Source organism: Jiangella asiatica (assembly GCF_004349065.1).
Classification (GTDB): domain Bacteria; phylum Actinomycetota; class Actinomycetes; order Jiangellales; family Jiangellaceae; genus Jiangella; species Jiangella asiatica.
On sequence record NZ_SMKZ01000081.1, the window covers coordinates 1 to 21,370 of the forward strand.

Genomic DNA, 21,370 nt, shown 5'->3' on the forward strand with positions numbered 1-21,370 from the left:
CGCAGCGCCTCGCCCAGGCCGTGCTCGCGCAGCAGCGGCGGATAGATGCCATGCGCCAGATCACGCAGCTCACCCAGCGTCTCCTGCACGTCAGAACGCAACTCGTCCAGCAAAGCACCCACGTCACCGTCCACCGCACGACGCGCCAGCCCCAACTTCACCGCCATCGCCACCAGATGCTGCTGCGCACCATCGTGCAAATCACGCTCGATCCGCCGCCGCGACGCATCCGCCGCGGACACGATGCGCACACGCGACTCGCGCACCTCGACCAGCTGGAGCGCGACCGCGGCACGCAGCCCGGCGTTGTCCAGCTCCGGCCGGGCCTCGGCGACGGCCGCCTCGACCAGCTCGCGCGCCGCGCCGGCGGAACCGACCCGGGCGATGGGCCGGTCGTGGCCGCGCAGCTCGACGTCGTCGTCGCCGGGACGCACCTGCCGCCCGTCGCCGGTCACCCACTCGCGCCGGGCGTCGACCCAGTACGCGACCCGCAGCTCCGGGTCGCCGACGGCGCGGCGCAGGATCTGCTCGATGGTGACGTCGGGCGGCGGGTCGTGGACGTGGTCGCGGATCATCCGCACCGCCTCGAAGCGGCGCCGGTTGAACCTGCGGTCGACGGCGTCCTGCAGGCGGCGGTAGGCCGGACCGGCCACGCTCACCGCCACCAGGGTCGCGACGACGGCGGACAACTGCGAGCCGCCGGCCGCGGCGCCCACCGCCACCACGACGACGACGTAGACACCGGCCAGCACGACCGACACCAGTGCGTAGGTCAAGGCCCTGCTGAGCAGCCGTTCGACGTCGTACAGGTGGTACTGGGTGACGGCGAGCGCTGTGGCCAGCGGCAGGATCACGACGAACAGGCCGGCGACGACGTCCAGAGCGGCCTGGCTCTCCGCGTAGGAGGCGAGGAACGCCGCCGCCACCAGCAGCGGGATCAGCACGGCCGCCGGCGCCATCCACAGCAGCTGCCGGCGCTGCAGGCCGCGGGCCCGGCGGAACCGCACCAGGAGGGACACCGCTGCGACCAGCACCCCGGCCCCGGTCACCCCGCCGGCGGCGATGCGCAGAATCCGCAGCGCCTCGATGCCGTCGCCGGACACGATCGGGTTATCGATCCCGTCGAGCGGCGGATCGAAGGCGGCCGGGGTCACGAAGGCGGCCGCGATCGCGATCACCCCGGCGGCTACCGTCGCCCAGGCCGCCCATCCCCACCGCCGCGACAGCGGGTGGCCGTCCGGGGTGAGGTGGAAGACCAACGCGATGAGGACGAACCACATCAGGTACGAGGAGTCGGCCACCAGAGCGGCGGCCCCGGGCAGCGGAAGGCTTCCCGGCCGGGCGATCGCGCCGTACGTCGCGTAGCCGGTGAGCACCGGCCCGAGGGCCTGCACGATCCCGAGGGCTAGGAACAGCCAGCCGATCGGGTGCCGCGGCCGCTGGATCGCCAGGCCGGCGCCAACCGTGGCGGCGCTGAGCATCGCCAGGACGTAGACGGCGCCCTCGGACACGCCCTGCGCCAGGTCAGCCCGGCCGGCGTCGGCCAGCCGGTCGTCGAAGAGCAGCACCAGCGCGATCGCGCCGGGCACCACCAGCCAGGCCGCCATGACGCCGGCTACGAGCACCCGCCGGCGTGCTGCCGCGTTCACGGCGATGCCTCGACCGCCGTCGCTGGCAGTCGGCCACGCACGACGGTGCCGGCGCCGCGCGAGCTGGTGACGGTCAGCACCCCACCGAACGCGCCCAGCCGGTCGCGCATGTTCACGAACCCGTGGCTCTGCGCCGCCGTGGCCGGGTCGAACCCGGTGCCGTCGTCGCGGACCTCGAACACGAGCGCGCCGGCCTCCTCGCCGACCTCGAGCACCACCGAGGCGCCGTCGCCGGCGTGCTTGGCGGCGTTCTGCAGCGCCTCCAGGCAGCAGAAGTACACCGCGGCCTCGACGTCGGCGCCGTATCGCCGGTCGGTGCCGACCTCGACCATCGTGGGCACGGTGGCCCGGCTGGCCGCGTTGCGCAGCGCCTCGCCCAGGCCGTGCTCGCGCAGCAGCGGCGGATAGATGCCATGCGCCAGATCACGCAGCTCACCCAGCGTCTCCTGCACGTCAGAACGCAACTCGTCCAGCAAAGCACCCACGTCACCGTCCACCGCACGACGCGCCAGCCCCAGCTTCACCGCCATCGCCACCAGATGCTGCTGCGCACCATCGTGCAGATCACGCTCGATCCGCCGCCGCGACGCATCCGCCGCGGACACGATGCGCGCCCGCGACGCCTGCAGCTCGACGTTGCTCTGGCGCAGCTCCTCCAGTGACGCCTGCAGCGCGGAGTCGAGCCGGACGTTGTGCAGCGCCAGCCCGACTTGCCGGGCCAGGTCGGCCAGCACACGGTCGTCGTCCTCGCCGAACGGGCGGTCGTCGGCGGAGCGCACCACGACCAGCAGGCCCAGCAGCCGGCCGAGGTGGGTGACGGAGGCGATGCGGACCGCGCGGCGGCCCGGGTCACCCGCCCCGGCCAGCACGGTCGGCAGCCACATCGCCGCCCAAGCGTTGCCGGAGACGCGGGCCCGGCTGACCGCGGCCAGCTCGGCACCGGCCAGCCGCAGCCGGGAGCGGCCGCGCTCGGGCACCGACACGGTCCGTTCGAGCTCACCGTCGCTGCCGGTCCACACCTCCGCGCCGAGCGGGCCGAGGGTGGCCCGCAGCGTCTCGGCCAGCTGGAGCAGGAGCTCATCCATCGGGACCGCGCGGGTCATCCGGGAGCCGAAGGTCTCCAAGGCCGCCGACGCGGGACGGGGACCGGCGCCGGTCCATTGCCCGGTCAGCTCACGCAGCCGGGCCCGCACCGGCTCGGCCAGCACGACCGCCGTCAGTGCCGCCACCATGGACAGCGCGAGCACGCCGTGGCCGTCACCGTCGACCTCGTCGCCCAGCCCGATGACGACGACGAGGTACACCGCCAGCACCATGACGACCAGTCCGCACAGCACCACGGACGGGCCGAACACCGCACCCGCCCGGCGGCGCAGCCGCGGCAGGCAGGCGGCGACGACGGCCACCGGTACGGCCGCAAGGCCCAGCAGGCCCCACGGCACGAGCTCATCCGGCACGTCGATGAGCACACGCAGCGCCCACGCCGCGGCGGCGACCGTGACAGCCACGACCACCGCCCACGCGGCCCACAGAGCGGCGTCGCGCCGGCTCCTGCCGCGGGTGGCGGCCAACGTCGCGTTCATCGCGTCACCTCGCTCACTCGGCCCTCAGCACGTGTCCGACCCGCATCGAGGCGACCCGGTGCGACGGCCATGCAGCCAGCAGGTTCGCGGCGGCGAGGGCCGCCGGCACCAGAACCAGGACCAGGGTCGCCGCGGCCGGAGCGACGTAGAACACCGGCGTGGTCTCGGCCACATAGCGCCACACGGTCCGGCCGAGCGCGACGCCCAGCGGGATGCCGACGGCGAGCCCCACCAGCGCGAGCACGGTCGCCTGCGTCACCACGACGCCGCGGCACTGCCGGCGGGTGAGGCCGAGAGCGCGCAGCACGGCCAGCTCGTGCCGGCGCCGCCGCACCGCTGTGGCGAGCGCGTGCCCCACCGCGCCGAGCGCCAGCACCACCAAGAACGCCGCCAGCACCACCGGCAGCTGCCGGATCTGCCGGAGCTCCGCCACCGTCGTGGGCGGCTCCGGCGCAGCCAGCTCCGCCCCCGCGGTCTCGGCCAGGCGCGCCGCGACGGCTTGCGGGTCCGCGCCCGGCCGCAGCGCGACGTGAGCTTCATGGAACTTGAAGCCCACCTCGCCGCCGGCTGCGTACAGGGACGCGTACCCGTCCTGGGTGACCCACGCGCCGCTGGCGTAGTCGTTGTGCGACCCGTCGGGAACGAAGGCGATGCCGGTGACGACGAGCGTGCTCGGCCCTGCGCTGCCGACCACCTCGACCCGGTCACCCGGACCGGCGCCGACGGCCGCCGCCGTCGTCGGGCCGAGGACGATCTCGCCGGCCGCCTCGGGCAGCCGGCCCTCGAGCGTGACCACGTCCAGGGCGCCACCGACCGGCGCGTATGCGTAGACCGCGGCGGGCGCGCCCTCGATCTGCGCGACGGCGCTGTGCGCGTCGTTCACCGCGACCACATCCGGGTCGGCGGCGATGGCGCTCAACACCTCCTCGGCCGGGACGAAGTCCTCGTCGTTCAGCCCGAGGAATGACGTGAGCTGGTAGGTCTGGCCGAACCGCGCCAGGTTGCCCGACGCGTCGTCCACACCGGCGTAGACGGTGAACGCGGCCAGCACGCCGAGCACCCCCGTGACGGCGCCGAGCAGGGCCGGCCGCACGGCCACCGCCTGCCGGCCGCGGCCGGGCTCCAACGCGAACCGGGTGCCGACCACCACCGGCACCGGCAGCCCCGCGCCGGCCGCGGCCCGCGCGATCGCCGACCGCCGGCGCAGTGGCGCCACCCGGTCCGCCCGCGCGGCCAGCTCGACCGACACCGCGGCGATACCCGCCACGAGCACCACCACCGCCACGACGCCGGTGACGAGCACGAGCGGATCGACGTCGATACCCGGGTCGGGCTCGGCGAGCGCCGCGGTGCCGATCGGGAACCAGCGCGATGCCACCACCGCGCCGGCCGCACCGGCCAGCCCGCCGGCCAGCGCGGCCGCGACCGGCCCGAGCGCGGCGGCCAGCCGCACCTGTCCCGGCGTCATGCCCGCCGCCCGCAGCACCCCCAGGTCGATTGCCGCCGCGGCGGTGTAGCGGGCCACCGGCTGCCCGACGAGGAACACCGCCGCGACGCCTGCCGCCAGCGCGAACAGCAGCAACGCGTTCGCCTCGAAGGCGGTGAACTCGCGGGCATGCCGGTGGAACATCTCGGCCAGGTTCCAGACGTCGGTCTGCGTACCGCCGGTGAGCCGGTCCAGCTCGGCCTGGAGCGCCGGGATGTCCGCCTCGCCGTCGTGTAGGCGGGCGATGGCGTTGAAGTAGGCGACCTGCGACCGTGCGCCGAGGTTCTCCGGGTACTCGGCGAACAGGCCCGGAGAGAACATCAGCATGCCGCGGCCGTCGACGGTGTCCCCGTGCCACACCGACCGGACCACCCCGACGATGCGCGCCCGGACCACCGGCCCGTCCGGCGGGAGCGTCGGGTCGAAGAAGAACGCGTCGGCCGTCGCGGGCTGGAACAGGCGGATCGTGACCGCGTCGCCGACGTCCAGGCCGTAGGTGTCCACGAACCTCGGCGTGACCGTCACCTCGTCCGCGCGCTCCGGGTCGGCCAGCCGGCCCGTCAGCACCACCGGACGCTCCACCGTGCGCATCGCCTCGTCGTCACCGACGACCCCGGCCAGCGACACCTCCGGAACGCCGTCGACGACGTACGCGCCGCCGCCGAACGTCGACAGCGCGGACACCTCGGGCAGCTCGCGCACGGCCGACCAGTCGAAGCCGGGCCGGTTCAACGGGATGGCGACGTCGGCCGGCAGGGTCCGCGCCAGTAGCCGGTCCACGGCGCTGTCGCCGCGCCGAGCCCCCGCCGTCGCCGTCATGACCGTGCCGACCGCCACGGCGACCAGCAGCGTCAGCACCAGCAGCGAGCGCCACCGCCGGCGCAGGTCCAGCCGGAACCACGCGGCGGCGCCCATCACTCGGCCCTCAGCACGTGTCCGAGCCGCATCCTGGCGACGCGCCGCGCCGGCAACAGCGCGATCAGGCTGGCCGTCAGCAGCGAGAGCACCGTCACCCAGGCGACCGGCTGCCACATTGTCGGCGCCATGAAGTGGGCCTGGATCGCCTCGGCGACCGAGCGCCACACCGTCCGCCCGGCGGCGATGCCGAGCGGGATGCCGAAGGCGAGGCCCACCAGGGCCAGCACGAGCGCCTGTGCCGTCACCGCGACCCGGGATTGGCCGGGCGTCATGCCCAGCGCCCGCAGCACCCCCAGCTCCTGCCGTCGCCGCCGGACCGCCGTCACCACGCCATGGCCCACCGCACCGGCGGCGAGCACCGCCACGAACGCACCGAGGGCGATCGGCACCGCCCTCATGAGCCGCAGCTCCGCAGGGCTGTCGAACTCGAACGGGAAGAGGCCGAAGTCCTGGTCCGGGGCCGCGGCGGCCAGCGCGGGGATGATCGTTTCCGGTTGGACACCAGGTTCGAGCCCGATCTCTGCGTACTGGTACAGGAATTCACCGTCGAAGAGCGCGTCGTACGTCGCCGGCGCCACGACCACCGCGGGCCCGAACCCTGGGTCGAGGACGCCGGCACCGACGACCCGCAGCTCGGCGTCACCGCTGGCGCCGGTCAGCGGCAGGGCGTCGCCGGTGCGTAGGTCCAGCGCCCGCGCGGCCGACCGGGAGACCAGGGTTTCGGCCGGGCCGGCCGGCATCCGTCCCTCGGTCACCAGGTATCCGAGTGGCGCGCCGAACGGCTCGAAGGAGAGCACGGTGACCTGGGAGCCGCGGACCTCGCCCAGCTGTCCCCGCACGCCGTTGACCCCGCGCACACCCGGCACGTCGGCGAGCTCCGGGAAGACTTCTCGCGCCGCTGCCAGGGCGCCGCCGTCGAAGCCGACCCAAGCCTCGACCTGGTGAACCACGCCGAATCGGGCCGGGTTCTCCGCCGCGTCTCGGGCCGCCGCCGAGAACGTGAGCGCTGCCACGACGCCGGTGACACCGACGACCGCACCCGCCAGCGCCGGCCGGATCGGTGCTGGGGCCCGGGCACCACCGCGTTCGAGCGCGAACCGCGTGCCCACGACCACCGCCACGGGCAGTCCGGCCCGGACGGCTGCGGTGGTGATCGCCGAGCTCGTCGCCGTCTGCCGGCCGGCGGAGCGTCCCGCCGTCGCCGCGCAGACGACCGCGCCTGCGCCGACCAGCAGCGGGACCCCGACCAACCCCGCCACCAGCACCGGCACGTCGACGTGAACCCCCGGTTCCGGTTCCACGAACGACGCCGAGCCGACCGGAAACCACCGCGACACGGCCACGGCTGCGGCAACACCGATGACGGCACCTGCCGCCGCGGCGATCGCCGGCCCGGCCGCGGCCGCGCGGGCGACCTGACCGGGCGTCATGCCAACGGCGGAGAGCACTCGCAGGCCCGTCATCGCGAACGTGGTGTGCCGTGTGACCGACCCGCCGATCAGCAGGACGGCGGTGACGGCGGCCGCCACCGCGAAGGCGTACACCGCGGTCGCCTCGAAGCGCAGCGTGTCGTCGATCGCCCGCGCGGGCGCCGCGAGGTCGTGGACGGTGATGTCGGAGCGCCCGGTGGCCTCAGCCAAGCCGGCGAGGAAGACCGGGATGGCGGCCGCCCCGCCGTCCAAGCGCACGAGCGCGCTGACCGAAGCCCTGCCCTGCGCGCCGAGCAGGTTGGGCCGGTAGGCCGCGTGCAGACCCGCCGAGGGCACCACGAACCCGGGATCGTCGAGTTGGTCCCCGAACAGCGGCGACCGGATCACCCCGACGATGGTGGCCGTGACCACCGGTCCTGCCGCGGGTGCTCCGGAGTTGGGTTCCAAGCCGGCCTCGATGGCAGCTGCCTGCTGCTGGTACGTCAGGATCCAGAGGCTCGACACCAGGTTGGTCCGCGCGTCGCCCGGCACCTGCCCGGTGTCCACCTGCTCGGGAGAGTAGAGGCCGAGCACGACGGTGTCGCCGACGCCCTTGTCGTGCGTCCGGGCGTATGCCGGCGTCACGACCACCTCGTCGGCACGCGCCGGGTCGGCGAGCCGGCCGGCCAGCACCACCGGCCGCTCGAGCGAGCGCATCGTCTCGGTGTCGGCGGGCGGCAGCATGAACGTACCGGCCGCGGGCCGGCCGTCGATCTCGAAGCCCGTGTTGACCACCTGTCCGAGCGCCTCGACCTCGGGCAGTGCCCGGACCGGCTCCCAGTCGAACCCGGGCGTGACCGGTGCCACCAGCAGGGTCGCCGGCCGGGTGGCGTCCTCGAGCCGGTCCATGGCGCTGGCACCTCGCCGTGCTCCGGCGACGGCCGTCATGACTGTCCCGACCGCCACGGCGACCAGCAGCGTCAGCACCAGCAGCGAGCGCCACCGCCGGCGCAGGTCCAGCCGGAACCACGCGGCGGCGCCCATCACTCGGCCCTCAGGACGTTGCCGACCCGCATCGACGCCGCCCGCTGCGACGGCCAGGCCGCCAGCAGGTTCGCCGCGACCAGCGCGACCGGCACCACCAGCGCCACCGCGAGTGCTGCCACCGGTGCGACGTAGACCAGCGGCGTCGTCTCCGCGACGTAGCGCCAGACCGTGCGGCCCAGCGCCACCCCGAGCGGTAGCCCGACCACGAGCCCGGCCGACGCCAGAACTGTCGCCTGGGTCACCACGACACTGCGCGACTGCCGGCGGGTCATGCCCAGCGCCCGCAGCACGGCCACCTCGTGGCGACGCCGGCGCACGGCAGTGGCCAGCGCGTGTCCCACCGCGCCCAGCGCCAGCACGGCCAGGAACCCAGCGAGGAACACCGGCAGCGTGCGGACCTGGCGGATCTCGGCCAGCCGGCTGGGCGGGTCGGCGGGATAGAGCATGCTCGCGGTGTCGAGCTGCGACGGATCCATCCCGGCGGCTTCGGCGGCGGCCGTGACGAGCGGGGTCGCCGCGGTGACGATCCGGGCGGCCACCGCCGCCGGGTCGGCGCCTGGCCGGATGGCAAGCATCACGATGTGGTACTTGAACGCCGGCGAGGTCGCGCTGTTCGGGTCGAACAGCGTGTCGTAGCCGCCCGCGGTGACCCACCCACCGGTGATGTAGTTGTTGTGGGCGCCCTCCGGCACGAACGCCAAGCCGGTGACCGTCATCTCCCGGACGCCGGCCGTGCCGGTCATCGCGACGACCTCGCCCACGGACAGACCCATCGACTCGGCGCTGTCCGGAGCCAGCGCCACCTCCGCCGGCGTCTGCGGTGCCCGTCCGTCGACCAGCACCGGCCGCAGCGGCGCGTCCACCGGGTCCAGGGTGAACAGGGTGACCGGCCGGCCGCCGGCCTCCGCCACCGCGACGCGAGTGTCGTTCACCGCGGTGACGTCTGGGTCGGCGGCCAGCAACGGCAGCAGCTCCGGCACCGGGACCAGGTCGACACCGTCGAGGCCGAGATAGCCCTCGATCTGGTGCACCTGACCGAAGCGCGACGGGTTCCCGGCGGCGTCGTCCACCCCGTGGGAGAACGTGAATGTCGCGACGACGCCCAGGACGCCCACGACAGCACCCACGAGCGCCGGCCGCACGGGCACGGCCTGCCGCCCGCGCCCCGGCTCGAGAGCGAACCGGATGCCCACCACCAGCGGCACACTCGCACCGGCGCGCCGGGCCGCGGCAGCGAGCCGGGAACGCTGCGGGCCCTGTTCGGACCGGGCCGAGCGCAGCGCCAGGCGGGCAGCGGCCACGGCGCCGAGGGCGGCAAGCACCGGCGTCAGCATCCCCACGGCCAGCAGCACCGGCGGGTCCATCTCGAACCCCGGCGACGGCTCGTGGAGCGCGGCCGTGCCGATCGGGAACCAGCGCGACGCCACGACGGACGCGGCCGCACCGGCGAGCGACCCGATGCCGGCCGCCATCGCCGGGCCCGCCGCGGCAGCCAGGCCCGCCTGGCCCACGGTCAGCCCGACCGCCCGCAGCACCTGCAGGTCAGCCGCGGACGATGCCGCATACCTGGCGACCGCCTGACCGACCAGGAAGATTGCCGCGGCGCCGGCCGCCGCCGCGAACGCCGTCAGCGCGTCGGCCTCGAAGCGGGTCACCTCGCTGGCGTGCCGGCCCTCCTCCGCCAGGTCCATGAAGTCGATGTCGCTACGGCCACTGACCTCTTCCAGCGCTGCCCGGAACGCCGGTATGTCCGCCGCGCCGTCCCGCAACCGGACCAGCGCGTTGAGGATGCCCTGGCCGGAGGCGCCGAGCAGGTTCGGTCCGTACCGCGCGACCAGGCCAGGCGAGGGCGAGAGGCCACCCTGCTCGTCGCCGATCTCCTCACCGAACCAGGGTGAGCGGATGACCCCGACGATCCGCGCGTTGACGACGGGGCCGTCGGGCTCCGGCAGCTCGATCGAGCCGAACGCCAGCTGGTCCTGGGTCTGGGGAGTGTAGAGGCGGAGCGTGACGGAGTCGCCGACGCCCAGGCCATACCGTTCCTCGAAGGTCGGGCTGATCACCACCTCATCGGCCCGGCTCGGGTCGGGGAGCCTGCCGTCGAGCACGATCGGCCGCTCGATGGTCCGGAAGACCTCGTTGTCGCCCGGCGGGAAACCGGCACCGAAGAAGTCGGGTGGCACCTCGTCGACGACGTAGGAGCCGGTCAGCACGAACGTCGTGAGTGCCTCCACCTCGGGGAGTGCCCGGACGGCGTCCCAATCGAACCCCGGCTGGTTGGGCAGCACGGCGACCGTCGCCGGCAGCGTCTGCGACTGGAGCCGTTCGACGGCGGTGGCGCCCCGGCGGGCTCCGGCCACCGCGGTCATGACCGTCCCGGCGGCGAGCGCCACCAGCAGGGCCATGACCAGCAGAGACCTCCAGCGTCGCCGGAGGTCCAACCGGAACCACGCCAGGACCGGGCTCACGTCGCCTGGTCCTCGGTCACGAAGGCGTCGGCAGCGGGGACCGACGCCGACCGGACGGCCTCGTCGTCGCCGTCGATGCGACCGTCGCGCATCCGCACCACTCGGGAGGCACCGGCGGCGACATCGGCGGAGTGGGTGACCATCAGGATGGTCTGGCCCTCGCCGTGCAGTCGGCGGAACAGTTCGAGGATCTCCGCGCCGCCCTCGCTGTCCAGCGCGCCGGTGGGCTCGTCGGCCAGCAGCACCGCCGGCTCGTTGACCAGCGCACGAGCGATGGCCAGCCGCTGGCGCTGCCCACCGGAGAGCACCGACGGCACCTGCTCGGTGCGGTCGCCCAGGCCCAGCAGGTCGAGCAGGTCGCGAGCGCGCGACTCCGCGGCCCGGCGGCGCATCCCGCCGAGGATGGCCGGCAGCGCGATGTTGTCCAGCGCCGAGACGCCCTCGAGCAGGTTGAAGAACTGGAAGACGATGCCGACATGGTGCCGGCGGAAGCGGGCCAGCCAGTTCTCGTCGCGGCCGCTCACGACGAGGCCGTCGACGACCACCTCCCCCTCGTCGGCCCGGTCGAGCCCGGCGAAGATGTTGAGCAGCGTGGACTTGCCGCAGCCGGAGGGACCCATCAGGGCGGCGAACTCGCCGGGGTCGACCCGCAGGTCGACCCCGCGCAGGGCGCGGACGGGCGCGAGCTCGGCTTCGAAGGTCCGGCGGACACCACGGGCCAGCAGTGCGGTCATCGGCTGTACTCCTCCACCTCGGCGGTGTCGTCTGCGCCGTCGTCCACGCCGTGTCGCGGGCCCGCCGGCGGCAGGACCCGGCACGCCGTCACGGCCGCGTCGCGGCCCTTCACGCGGACGGGTGGCAGACGTTCGAACAGTTCCCGCGGCGCCAGGTCGGCCGTCGCCTCGCTGACGACGGTGGTGCCGGCCGGGCGGGCCAGGTCCTGGAGCCGCTGCGCCAGGTTGACGGTGTCGCCGACCAGCGTGTACTCCAGCCGCTCGTCGCTGCCCAGCAGCGCTGCGGCCACCTCACCGGTGGACAGCCCGATGCCCATGCCGAACGGCTCCAGACCCTCGGCGGCCCACTCGGTGTCGACGGCGGCCTGCCGGCTGTGCATCTCCGCGGCCGCGCGCAGTGCCCGCTCGGCATGGTCCGGCTGCGGGAACGGCGCGCCGAACACGGCCATGACCGCGTCGCCGACGTACTGCATGACGGTGCCGCCCTGCTCGAGGATGGCGCCGTTCATGGCGCGGCGATGCGCGTTGAGCTGGCGCGCGAGCGTCGTGGGGTCGGCCCGCTCGGCGATGCCCGAGTAGCCGCGCACGTCGGACATGAGGACGGTGACGACGAGCCGCTCGGTGCGGCCGACCGCGCCGGGGTCGGCGCGCAGCTTCTCGGCCAGCCCGGACGGCAGCAACCGGGTGAGGGTCTCGCCCTGCTCCTCGCGCTCGAGGATCGCCCGGTGCAGGGTGCGCAGGCGCTTCAGCGCACCACGGACACCGGCGCTGGCGTCGCGGGCCAGGTGCAGGAAAAGATCTTCGACGGCGTGGTCGACGGCCTCCGGTGTGCTCTGCAGCGTGGCCGCTATGGCCTTGACTGCGCGGCCCTCCGCGACCATGGTGAGCAGCCGCTCCTCGTCAGCCGACAGTCCGGCGCCGCCGCGTGCCGGCGTCACGAGTGCCTGGACGATCTCCGGGTCGAGCATCGAACCCCCCGCCGCGACCTCGCGGACCGCGCGGGCCAGCCGGTCGCCGTCCGCCACCCGCTCCTTGAGCAAGTATGCGTAGCCGGCCGCTCCTTGGGCCAGCAGTGCGACCGCGTATTCCGGGTCGTCGTACTGCGACAGGACGACGATCCCCGTCCCGGGCATGCGCTTGCGGACCTCTTTGGCGGCCTCGATTCCCTCGTCGGCGAACCGCGGCGGCATCCGGATGTCGGTGACGACGACCTGCGGCCGGTGCTCGACGGCCCGTGCCACCAGGCTGTCGTAGTCCTCGGCCATCGCGACGACGTCGACGTCGCCGGCGACCCGCAACAGCGCCCGCACGCCCTCGCGGACGAGCAGGTTGTCGTCTGCAAGGAGCACCGTGATGTGTGCGTCGGCCGAGGTCATGCCGACCATGACACTCCTACCGGCGCCTGAGCACCAGTGCGGCAGCCACCCGAAATGGCCAGGGTGCCAGCATCCCCCTGCCGGGAAGCCTCCTTCCGTGGCGTCAGGCCGGGGTCATCGAACCGGGGTCAGGTGAAGCGGCCGGGCGCCCCGAACGTCGCAGCGCCGACGACCCACCCGGTGAACAGCCCATAGCTGGCGCCGGCGGCGGCCGCCTGGAACGCGCCGAGCGTCGACGGGTCGCTCTGGATGATCGCCGTCAGCAGACCGGCGACCGCGCCGGCGAAGATGTACGCCGACCACCCGGACAGCAGCTGCGCGCCACCGCCGCGCGTGCGCGAGAGACGCGGCCCGGTCAGGACCGCCAGGAAGACCGCGGTGAACACGACGACCAGGATCGCCCGCAGCATGATCGCCAGGATGTCCCTGGCGGGCAGGTCGGCGTCGAGGTTCCACGACGGCCAGGTGAGGAGTTGGAGGAACCAGTCGAGGGCGCCAGGGCCGGCCGCGTTGTCGCGGACCCAGTCGCCATACGGCGGACTGCCGAACACGAGGATCAGCACGAAAGCCGCGATCACGCCGGCGGCGGTCGTGCTCCGATACTGCGTCAGGACTCCCATATCGGGACGAATACCCCGATCAACCCCCGGCAAACTGATCTTGATCTGCCCCGGGGACGATCGCCCGGCCGGGTGCCAGCATCCCCGCCAAGGCGCCAGGCTGCACCCTGCCCGCCGTCCCGCCCGGGTTCGTACGGTGGCATCAGGCTCGACCGCCGAGCTCGGCAGAAGGGACTGATCGACATGCCGACCACCCGCATCGACGCCACGGTGACCTCGCTGTCGTGGATCCCGTCCGCGGCCGTCACCGGGCTGACCAAGGCCGCCTTCGAGACCGGCTTCACGCACTACGACCCGCCGCCACCGGACGTCGTCGACGACCTCGAGCATCTGCGCTCCGACGACCGCTTCCGCTACGCCAACATGCTGTCCGGCTGGGCGGAGATCGAGGACGGCCGCGTCGTCCGGGCCGGGTACGCCGGATCGTCCGGCGTGCTGATGGGCTCGACGACGGTGCGCATCGGCCGGCTCGGCGCGAGGTTCGCCGCGGTCGCGCTGCCGGAGCTGCGCCGGGAGCCGGAATACCTGCCCGACGGGAGCGTCCGGCTCGTGCAGACCTGCGGCGGGCGCACCGCACTGCCGGCGCCGCGCGCCGTGCCGCACCCGCCGTTCGTGAAACTCCAGTCGCCGCTGGTGTGGACGACCCTGGCGCTGATCCTGCGGCCAGACGGCACGTCGACGGTGGAGCTCCCGGGTGCCAGCGCGTTCCCGCGTCACTGGGTCTACGATGCCGAGGGCGCGCTGACCCTGAAGTCCGGTCTCACCGACTACTCGGCCTGGGCGGCGCACTCGTTCGGGGCGCGTACGCCCTGGGGCGAGGAGGACTCGCCAGCGCTGACCGTCGCCGTGGAGAGTGCGTTCGAGCGGATGCTGTCCCGGCTGCTCATGACCGGCGAACAGCGCCCGCGGATCCGGACGCTGGACGCCGACGAGATGCTGACGTTGCAGGGCGAGGCCGGCGACGAACTCTACCTGCTGCTCGACGGCGTGTTGCGAGTCGAGGTCGACGGCCGACGGCTCGCCGAGGTCGGTCCGGGTGCCGTGCTGGGCGAGCGCGCCGTCCTGGAGGGCGGACGGCGCACCTCGACGCTCAGCGCGGTGACTCCGGTCCGGGTGGCCGTCGCTCCCGGGTCGGCCATCGACCGCGACCGGCTCGCGGAGCTGGCCGACTCGCACCGGCGGGAGGACGTCGTCGCGTGAGGGTGATCCTGCACGGCGTGCGCGGCTCCACTCCGGCCCCCGGCCGCGAGTTCGTCGGGGTCGGCGGGCACACGTCCTGCGTCTCGGTGACGCTGGACGGTGCCCGCCATCCCGGGCTGGTCCTCGATGCCGGCACCGGGCTGGTGAACCTGACGGCACTGCTGGGTGGCGCGCCGTTCCACGGCCACATCGTGCTGAGTCACCTGCATTGGGACCACGTCCAGGGCCTGCCGTTCTTCCGCTCCGGCGACGTGCCGGGCGCGGAGGTCTCGCTGATGCTGCCCGCGCAGGAGGGCGCCTCGGCGCGTGTGCCCGGATCGGCGGTGGCGCTGCTGCGCAGGGCGATGTCGCCGCCGCACTTCCCGATCGGGCCGGAGGGCCTGGCCGGACGGTGGCGCTTCGGCGCCCGCGACGCCGGCTGGTTCTCCGCGGGCGGGGCGAACGTCCTGCTCGCCGACGTCGCGCACAAGGGCGGGCGCACGTTCGGCATCCGCGTCGAGGCCGACGGCGCCTCGTTCGCCTACCTGCCCGACCACGACGCGGCCGCCGACGACGGAGCCGCCGCGGACCTCGTCGCCGGCGTCGACGTGCTCCTGCACGACGCGCAGTTCGCCGACGATGAGCGGTACTGGGCCGCGCGCTACGGGCACGCGACGGTCGGCGACGCCGTCGCACTGGCGGCCGCGGCCCGCGTGGGCCGGCTGGTGCTGATCCACCACGCGCCCGGCCGGGCCGACGCCGACGTCGAGGACTTGGCCGCGAAGCACGCCGCGAGCGCCCCGCTCCCCGTCGTCGTCGGCCGTGAGGGCACCACGCTGGCCCTCTGAATGATCACGTTCACCACGAAATCTCGTGTCGCACCATGCTTGCAAGCCTCATGAGGGTCGGGTAGGCCTGGTGATGCGCGCAAGAAACCTGGAGGAGCAGGAGCCGACGGACCTACTCGATGCCGTGGCGGCGGAGGATGGACTCGATGTCGTCGAGCTCAGGGTCACCGGTGGACCCCTTCGACGCCCGCTTCGGCGACGGGTTCACCGCACCCTTCGGCGGCGGGCCGGACTCCGTGACGGCGCCGGACTTGCGGCTCTCGAGCTTCTGACCGGTGGCGAACAGCACGCCGGCCAGCGCCAGCGACGCGACGCCCAGCCACGCCAGCGGCGAGAACACCAGGCCGACCACGAAGCCGACGATGCCGACCGCGGCCGCACCCATCAGCAGGAACCCGCCGGCCGCCAGCTGGAGCGACGCCGCCCAGCCCTTACTGCGGGCCTGGCGCACGGACAACACCACCAGCCCCAGGCCGAGGGCGGCTACGGCAAGCTCGATCGCGTCGGTGAACACTCCTCCAGGTTACGCGCCAACCCGGCGAATTCCCTCAGGGATGTCCCCGACTTTCGCCCATGACGCGGCGGTTGCGGGCCGCTCGGGCGCGCACCGCCAGCTCGGCGTCGGGCGGATAGCCGACCGCCTCGAGCGTCAGGCCGTGCGGTGCGACGACGGCGACGGCGGGGTCGCGGCGCCCGGCCAGCAACACCGTCGCCGGCCAGTCGACCGGGCGGCGTCCGTCGCCAACGAGCAGGAGCGCTCCGACCATCGCACGCACCTGGTTGTGGCAGAACGCGTCCGCCTCGACGCTGGCCGTCGCGAGCCCGTCAGCCGAACGCTCCCAGTGCAGGGTGCGCAGCTCGCGGATGGTGGTCGCACCGTCACGCGGCCGGCAGTAGGCGGCGAAGTCGTGCTCGCCGAGCAGCCCAGCGGCGGCCAGGTTTATCGCGTCGAGATCCAGCGGCCGGTCGTGCCAGAGCACGTGCCGGCGCAGCAGCGGGTCGACGCCGGACGGCGTGTCGGCGACGCGGTAGCCGTACCGGCGCCAGATCGCCGAGAAGCGGGCGTCGAACCCGTCCGGTGCCGGCCGCACCCGGTACACCCGGACGTCCGGCGGCAACACCCCGGCAAGCCGACGCAGCAGCGCCTCGGCCGGTGACCGGGCCGCCCGCCCGGGCGCCGCCTCCCACGCCCGCGCCGACAGGTCCACGTGGCAGACCTGGCCGCGCGCGTGCACGCCGGCGTCGGTGCGGCCGGCGACGGTGAGCCGCGGCGGGTCGATCCGCAGCACCCGGCCCAGCGCCTCCTCCAGCACGCCCTGGACGGTGCGCCGCTGCGGCTGCGCCGCCCAGCCGGAGAAGTCGGTGCCGTCGTAGGCCAGGTCGAGGCGGACACGCAGCAGCCCGCCGATCCCCAGGGAATCGGCGGGCTGCATGGTGGCGACGGTGCGCGAAAGGTCAGGCCTTGTCGGCCGAACCCTCGGCGTCGTCCGCCGCGGACGCGGCGGCTGCGTCAGCGGTCTCGTCAGCTCTGGTGTCCTCGGCGGACTCCTCCGCGCCGGCGGCCTCGTCGACGGTGGCCTCGGCCTCGGTCGTCTCCGCCTTCGACTCCTCGGCCGGTGCGTCGGTGACGTCCGCGGCGGCGGCAGCGGCAGCGGCCGGAGCCGCCGCCGTCGCCGCCCGCCGGGTCGCGCTCGTCGCCTCGGCCACGACCTGCTCGGCCAACGGCTCGACCAGCTCGATGACGGCCATCGGAGCGTTGTCGCCCTTCCGCGGACCGATCTTCACGATCCGGGTGTACCCGCCGTTGCGGTTCTCGTAGCGAGGACCGATCTCGGAGAACAGGGCGTGCACGACGTCCTTGTCCCGGATCGTGCTGAGCACCTGCCGGCGCGCGTGCAGGTCGCCGCGCTTGGCCTTGGTGATCAGCCGCTCGGCCACCGGACGCAGCCGGCGAGCCTTCGCCTCGGTGGTCGTGATGCGACCGTGCTCGAACAGCGCCGTCGCCAGGTTGGCGAGGATCGCGCGCTGGTGAGACGGCGAGCCTCCCAGACGAGCACCCTTCGTTGGGGTGGGCATGGTGATCGTTCTCCTGTGTGGGTGTGGGTCAGTACTGCTCGTCCTCGGCGTAGGACTGGTCGTCGTCGCCGTAGCTGTCGACGGCCGCGGCCGGGTCGAAGCCCGGCGCGCTGTCCTTGAGGCCCAGGCCCATCGTCGCGAGCTTGGCCTTGACCTCGTCGATCGACTTCTGGCCGAAGTTGCGGATGTCGAGCAGGTCGGCCTCGCTGCGGGAGACGAGCTCACCCACCGTGTGGATGCCCTCACGCTTGAGGCAGTTGTACGAACGGACCGTCAACTGCAGGTCCTCGATCGGCAGCGCCAGGTCGGCGGCCAGCTGGGCGTCGACCGGCGACGGGCCGATCTCGATGCCCTCGGCCTCGACGTTGAGCTCCCGGGCCAGCCCGAACAGCTCCACGAGGGTGCTGCCGGCCGAAGCGAGCGCGTCGCGCGGCCGGATGGACGGCTTGGTCTCGACGTCGACGATGAGCCGGTCGAAGTCGGTGCGGCCCTCGACGCGGGTCGCCTCGACCTTGTACGTCACCTTGAGAACCGGCGAGTAGATCGAGTCGACCGGGATACGGCCGATCTCGGCGTCTGCCCGCTTGTTCTGCACGGCGGAGACGTAGCCGCGACCGCGTTCGACGGTCAGCTCCATCTCCAGCTTGCCCTTGCCGTTGAGAGTGGCGATGTGCAGGTCCGGGTTGTGCACCTCGACGCCGGCCGGCGGCGCGATGTCGGCCGCCGTGACGGCGCCCGGACCCTGCTTGCGCAGGTACATCACGACGGGCTCGTCGTGCTCGGAGGAGACGACCAGGCCCTTGAGGTTCAGGATGACGTCGGTGACGTCCTCCTTCACACCCGGGATGGTGGTGAACTCGTGCAGCACACCGTCGATGCGAATCGACGTGATGGCCGCGCCGGGGATGGACGAGAGCAAGGTCCGGCGCAGCGAGTTGCCGAGCGTGTAGCCGAAGCCCGGCTCCAGGGGCTCGATGGTGAACCGAGCCCGATCGTCGGAGATGGACTCTTCGCTGAGGCTCGGACGCTGGGTGATGAGCACGTTGACTTCCTCTCCGCGACGCCCGCTATATGACTGTCGCGATTAGGCGGGTGGCCGTGGCCGGCGAGCTCGTCCGGCCACGGCCCTTCCTGTTACTTAGAATAGAACTCGACGATGAGCTGCTCCTGGACCGGCGTGTCGATCTGCTGCCGGCTCGGGAGCTGGTGGACCAGCACGCGCATCTGGTTCGGGATGACCTCGAGCCACGCCGGGACCGGACGGTCGCCGTGGGTCTCCCGCGCGATGATGAACGGGGTGGTCTCCTTGGACTTGTCGCGGACGTCGATGACGTCGTGGAGCGCGACCTGGTACGACGGCACATTGACCTTCTTGCCGTTCACCAGGAAGTGGCCGTGGACGACCAACTGGCGCGCGTGCCGCCGGGTGCGGGCCAGACCGGACCGGTAGATCACGTTGTCCAGACGCGACTCCAGCAGCTGGAGCAGGACATCGCCGGTGCGGCCCTGGCGGCGGTTGGCTTCCTCGTAGTACCGGCGGAACTGCTTCTCCAGCACGCCGTACGTGTAACGGGCCTTCTGCTTCTCGTGCAGCTGGAGGCGGTACTCGCTCTCCTTCTGCCGGCCGCGGCCGTGCTGGCCGGGCGGGTACGGACGACGTTCGTACGCCTTGTCCTCGCCGATCAGGTCGACGCCGAGCCGGCGCGACTTCTTCGTGAGTGGACCGGTGTAACGGGCCATGGTGACTTATCTCCTCGGGTGGTTCTCGGGGTCAGACGCGACGACGCTTCGGCGGCCGGCAGCCGTTGTGCGCCTGCGGGGTCACGTCCGAAATCGAACCGACCTCGAGGCCGACGGCCTGCAGCGAGCGGATCGCGGTCTCCCGGCCCGAGCCCGGGCCCTTGACGAACACGTCGACCTTGCGCATGCCGTGCTCCTGGGCACGACGGGCGGCCGCCTCAGCGGCCATCTGCGCGGCGAACGGCGTCGACTTACGCGAGCCCTTGAAACCGACCTGGCCGGCGCTGGCCCACGCGATCACGTTCCCCTGCGGGTCGGTGATCGAGACGATGGTGTTGTTGAAGGTGCTCTTGATGTGCGCCACGCCGTGAGCGACGTTCTTCTTCTCCTTGCGGCGCACCTTGGTCTGACGACCCTTGGCTGGTGGCATGTGTGCGGTACTCCTGTCCGAAAAAGTCTGTGAAAGTCAGCGCTGGGAGCGTTCCGGTCGAGCCGGAACGAGCAGCGGTCACTTACCGGCCTTCTTCTTGCCGGCGACGGTCTTCTTCCGACCCTTGCGGGTACGGGCATTCGTGTGAGTGCGCTGACCACGGACCGGGAGGCCGCGGCGGTGCCGGATGCCCTGGTAGCTGCCGATCTCGATCTTGCGGCGGATGTCGCTCTGCACTTCGCGGCGCAGGTCGCCCTCGATCTGGTAGTTGGCCTCGATCCAGTCGCGGAGCTTGACCAGCTCCTCGTCGCCGAGGTCCTTGACACGGAGGTCAGGGCTGACGCCGGTGTTCTTGAGAGTCTCCAGCGCTCGGGTGCGGCCGATGCCGAAGATGTACGTGAGTGCTACCTCCAGGCGCTTGTCGCGCGGGAGGTCGACGCCTACGAGGCGTGCCATGCGGTTGTTCCTCACTGTCGTTCGCGGAGGTGTCTGGCGCACCGCGTCTCGGGTCGGCGACTTCGCCGTCGAGCCCCGGCCTCCGCCCGGGGGTGGTCCCGCGCCGCCGTCAGCGCCGTCGCCGGCGTGTCTGGCCACTCGGGGTGCAGGTGCGTTGTCCTGAGGTATTCAGTTGTGTTCGGGCGAGCAGGTGCTGATCAGCCCTGACGCTGCTTGTGCCGCAGGTTCTCGCAGATCACCATGACCCGGCCGTGACGGCGGATCACCTTGCACTTGTCGCAGATCGGCTTGACGCTCGGCTTGACCTTCATCGGGACTCTTTCGTGGACGTATGCCGAGAGCGTGGCAAACACTGCCGAGCCGGCATCTGTTGTCAGCGGTTACTTGTAGCGGTAGACGATGCGACCGCGGGTCAAGTCGTACGGGCTCAACTCCACCACCACGCGGTCCTCCGGGAGGATCCGGATGTAGTGCTGGCGCATCTTGCCGGAAATGTGGGCGAGCACCTTGTGGCCGTTCGAGAGCTCGACCCGGAACATCGCGTTCGGGAGAGCCTCGGTCACCGTGCCCTCGATCTCGATGACCCCGTCCTTCTTCGGCATATCCTCCGCACTTCTTCGGTCTACGTCGTCGTCTCGCTTCGGCACACACCACCGCCAGGAGTCCTTGGGGACGGGCGGCGAGCTGTCACGTGTGCCCTGTCGGCACCGCGCACGGTGCTGACCAGCCGCTGGGCACAACGAAACAGACCACAGTGGGCCGACGAACGATTGTACGGCACACGGCCTATCAGAGGCCAATCGGGCCGACAAGCCGACGCGCGGACGGCGCGCCGCTCAGCGTCTTTCGCCAGACCGGTACGCCAGCTCCAAGGCGCCGAGCATGACGCCCCAAGGCCCGGCCACCCAGATGGGCCAGAAGTACTCGGGAACGTCGCTGGTGATGCTCACCGCCAGCCAGACGGTGAGGTTGATGGCCAGCACGATGCCGTAGAACCACCACGCACCGGTGAGCAGGCTGCGGCCCACACGCCGCGCGGTGCGCCGCCGCTGCGGCGGTGGCGCCGACACCGGCCGCACCAGCCCCGCCGCCGGCGACCGGCGCACCGGGAGGTCGGCGATCAGCTGGTCGAGGTCGCGGTAGGTCTTGGCGTCGTAGGTCGCCTCGACCCGCGCCACCAGTTCGTCCTGGTCGAGGCGCCCCTCGCCGTGGGCGTCACGCAGGATCTCCGCGATGCGATCGCGATCGGCGTCGCTCGCGCGCATCTCGAACCGCTCGGCCATGCCGTCAAGTATCCGCCGGCTCGCGCCGGTCGCCTATCGGGGTAACCCCCGAGTTCTCCCCCCGGGCC

At 72.9% G+C, this 21,370-nt stretch carries 20 protein-coding genes; 2 read left to right on the plus strand and 18 right to left on the minus strand.

Annotation, left to right across the window (positions count from 1 at the left end; genetic code table 11):
- The 8 genes from E1269_RS30290 to E1269_RS30325 form a co-directional block, all read right to left on the minus strand.
- Positions 1-1,649: histidine kinase dimerization/phosphoacceptor domain-containing protein (locus E1269_RS30290; RefSeq protein ID WP_239001082.1), on the minus strand; the 1,649-nt coding region annotated here is incomplete at its 3' end.
- Positions 1,646-3,232, minus strand: coding sequence for a sensor histidine kinase (locus tag E1269_RS30295; protein ID WP_131901702.1), 1,587 nt, complete (start codon positions 3,230-3,232; stop codon positions 1,646-1,648). The genes E1269_RS30290 and E1269_RS30295, both read right to left, overlap by 4 nt.
- Positions 3,233-3,245: 13 nt before the next feature.
- Entirely contained in the window at positions 3,246-5,633 is a 2,388-nt protein-coding gene (locus E1269_RS30300) for an ABC transporter permease (RefSeq protein WP_131901704.1), read from the minus strand.
- The gene (locus tag E1269_RS33985; RefSeq protein ID WP_131901706.1) at positions 5,633-8,089 is read right to left on the minus strand and encodes an ABC transporter permease; all 2,457 of its coding nucleotides are present in this window, start codon (positions 8,087-8,089) and stop codon (positions 5,633-5,635) included. Before E1269_RS33985 ends, E1269_RS30300 begins: the two co-directional genes overlap by 1 nt.
- The gene (locus tag E1269_RS30310; RefSeq protein ID WP_203434232.1) at positions 8,089-10,560 is read right to left on the minus strand and encodes an ABC transporter permease; all 2,472 of its coding nucleotides are present in this window, start codon (positions 10,558-10,560) and stop codon (positions 8,089-8,091) included. Before E1269_RS30310 ends, E1269_RS33985 begins: the two co-directional genes overlap by 1 nt.
- Positions 10,557-11,294, minus strand: coding sequence for an ABC transporter ATP-binding protein (locus tag E1269_RS30315; protein WP_131901708.1), 738 nt, complete (start codon positions 11,292-11,294; stop codon positions 10,557-10,559). The genes E1269_RS30310 and E1269_RS30315 overlap by 4 nt, the downstream gene beginning before the upstream one ends.
- Positions 11,291-12,679 (minus strand): adenylate/guanylate cyclase domain-containing protein, encoded by a 1,389-nt coding sequence (locus tag E1269_RS30320; RefSeq protein WP_203434233.1) that lies wholly within the window; start codon positions 12,677-12,679, stop codon positions 11,291-11,293. Before E1269_RS30320 ends, E1269_RS30315 begins: the two co-directional genes overlap by 4 nt.
- 119 nt (positions 12,680-12,798) lie before the next feature.
- On the minus strand, positions 12,799-13,290 hold the full coding sequence (locus E1269_RS30325) for a hypothetical protein (protein WP_131901709.1): 492 nt from the start codon (positions 13,288-13,290) through the stop codon (positions 12,799-12,801).
- Between the two features lie 183 nt (positions 13,291-13,473).
- Between E1269_RS30325 and E1269_RS30330 the strand changes: the two genes are divergently transcribed.
- Complete coding sequence (locus tag E1269_RS30330; protein ID WP_131901711.1) at positions 13,474-14,490, plus strand: cyclic nucleotide-binding domain-containing protein; 1,017 nt, start codon at positions 13,474-13,476, stop codon at positions 14,488-14,490.
- Complete coding sequence (locus tag E1269_RS30335; protein ID WP_131901713.1) at positions 14,487-15,317, plus strand: MBL fold metallo-hydrolase; 831 nt, start codon at positions 14,487-14,489, stop codon at positions 15,315-15,317. Before E1269_RS30330 ends, E1269_RS30335 begins: the two co-directional genes overlap by 4 nt.
- Positions 15,318-15,429: 112 nt before the next feature.
- Here the strand turns inward: E1269_RS30335 and E1269_RS30340 are convergent, their stop codons facing one another.
- The 10 genes from E1269_RS30340 to E1269_RS30385 form a co-directional block, all read right to left on the minus strand.
- Entirely contained in the window at positions 15,430-15,831 is a 402-nt protein-coding gene (locus E1269_RS30340; protein WP_131901715.1) for a hypothetical protein, read from the minus strand.
- Positions 15,832-15,865: 34 nt separating this feature from the next.
- Positions 15,866-16,750 (minus strand): tRNA pseudouridine(38-40) synthase TruA, encoded by an 885-nt coding sequence (gene truA, locus E1269_RS30345; protein ID WP_131901717.1) that lies wholly within the window; start codon positions 16,748-16,750, stop codon positions 15,866-15,868.
- Positions 16,751-16,772: 22 nt separating this feature from the next.
- Positions 16,773-17,393, minus strand: coding sequence for a 50S ribosomal protein L17 (rplQ, locus tag E1269_RS34040; protein ID WP_131901719.1), 621 nt, complete (start codon positions 17,391-17,393; stop codon positions 16,773-16,775).
- A 28-nt stretch (positions 17,394-17,421) separates the two neighbouring features.
- Entirely contained in the window at positions 17,422-18,435 is a 1,014-nt protein-coding gene (locus E1269_RS30355) for a DNA-directed RNA polymerase subunit alpha (protein WP_131901721.1), read from the minus strand.
- 92 nt (positions 18,436-18,527) lie between these two features.
- Entirely contained in the window at positions 18,528-19,133 is a 606-nt protein-coding gene (gene rpsD / locus E1269_RS30360; protein ID WP_131901723.1) for a 30S ribosomal protein S4, read from the minus strand.
- 31 nt (positions 19,134-19,164) lie between these two features.
- Complete coding sequence (rpsK, locus tag E1269_RS30365; RefSeq protein ID WP_026877472.1) at positions 19,165-19,563, minus strand: 30S ribosomal protein S11; 399 nt, start codon at positions 19,561-19,563, stop codon at positions 19,165-19,167.
- A gap of 78 nt (positions 19,564-19,641) precedes the next feature.
- Positions 19,642-20,019: a 30S ribosomal protein S13 gene (rpsM, locus tag E1269_RS30370; RefSeq protein WP_131901725.1), complete on the minus strand. Its 378-nt coding sequence runs from the start codon at positions 20,017-20,019 to the stop codon at positions 19,642-19,644.
- A 197-nt stretch (positions 20,020-20,216) separates the two neighbouring features.
- Positions 20,217-20,330, minus strand: coding sequence for a 50S ribosomal protein L36 (gene rpmJ / locus E1269_RS30375; RefSeq protein WP_015883600.1), 114 nt, complete (start codon positions 20,328-20,330; stop codon positions 20,217-20,219).
- Between the two features lie 69 nt (positions 20,331-20,399).
- Positions 20,400-20,621, minus strand: coding sequence for a translation initiation factor IF-1 (infA, locus tag E1269_RS30380; protein ID WP_026877474.1), 222 nt, complete (start codon positions 20,619-20,621; stop codon positions 20,400-20,402).
- A gap of 234 nt (positions 20,622-20,855) precedes the next feature.
- Entirely contained in the window at positions 20,856-21,302 is a 447-nt protein-coding gene (locus E1269_RS30385) for a DUF1707 SHOCT-like domain-containing protein (RefSeq protein ID WP_131901727.1), read from the minus strand.
- Between the last annotated feature and the right edge of the window lie 68 nt (positions 21,303-21,370).

Bases quoted from the DNA above. Each gene is read 5' to 3' on its own strand.
- E1269_RS30295 (WP_131901702.1), bottom strand. From the start codon at position 3,232: ATGAACGCGACGTTGGCCGCCACCCGCGGCAGGAGCCGGCGCGACGCC.
- E1269_RS30300 (WP_131901704.1), bottom strand. From the start codon at position 5,633: ATGGGCGCCGCCGCGTGGTTCCGGCTGGACCTGCGCCGGCGGTGGCGC.
- E1269_RS33985 (WP_131901706.1), bottom strand. From the start codon at position 8,089: ATGGGCGCCGCCGCGTGGTTCCGGCTGGACCTGCGCCGGCGGTGGCGC.
- E1269_RS30315 (WP_131901708.1), bottom strand. From the start codon at position 11,294: ATGACCGCACTGCTGGCCCGTGGTGTCCGCCGGACCTTCGAAGCCGAG.
- E1269_RS30320 (WP_203434233.1), bottom strand. From the start codon at position 12,679: ATGGTCGGCATGACCTCGGCCGACGCACACATCACGGTGCTCCTTGCA.
- E1269_RS30325 (WP_131901709.1), bottom strand. From the start codon at position 13,290: ATGGGAGTCCTGACGCAGTATCGGAGCACGACCGCCGCCGGCGTGATC.
- E1269_RS30330 (WP_131901711.1), top strand. From the start codon at position 13,474: ATGCCGACCACCCGCATCGACGCCACGGTGACCTCGCTGTCGTGGATC.
- truA (WP_131901717.1), bottom strand. From the start codon at position 16,750: ATGCAGCCCGCCGATTCCCTGGGGATCGGCGGGCTGCTGCGTGTCCGC.
- rplQ (WP_131901719.1), bottom strand. From the start codon at position 17,393: ATGCCCACCCCAACGAAGGGTGCTCGTCTGGGAGGCTCGCCGTCTCAC.
- rpsD (WP_131901723.1), bottom strand. From the start codon at position 19,133: ATGGCCCGTTACACCGGTCCACTCACGAAGAAGTCGCGCCGGCTCGGC.
- rpsK (WP_026877472.1), bottom strand. From the start codon at position 19,563: ATGCCACCAGCCAAGGGTCGTCAGACCAAGGTGCGCCGCAAGGAGAAG.
- rpsM (WP_131901725.1), bottom strand. From the start codon at position 20,019: ATGGCACGCCTCGTAGGCGTCGACCTCCCGCGCGACAAGCGCCTGGAG.
- rpmJ (WP_015883600.1), bottom strand. From the start codon at position 20,330: ATGAAGGTCAAGCCGAGCGTCAAGCCGATCTGCGACAAGTGCAAGGTG.
- infA (WP_026877474.1), bottom strand. From the start codon at position 20,621: ATGCCGAAGAAGGACGGGGTCATCGAGATCGAGGGCACGGTGACCGAG.
- E1269_RS30385 (WP_131901727.1), bottom strand. From the start codon at position 21,302: ATGGCCGAGCGGTTCGAGATGCGCGCGAGCGACGCCGATCGCGATCGC.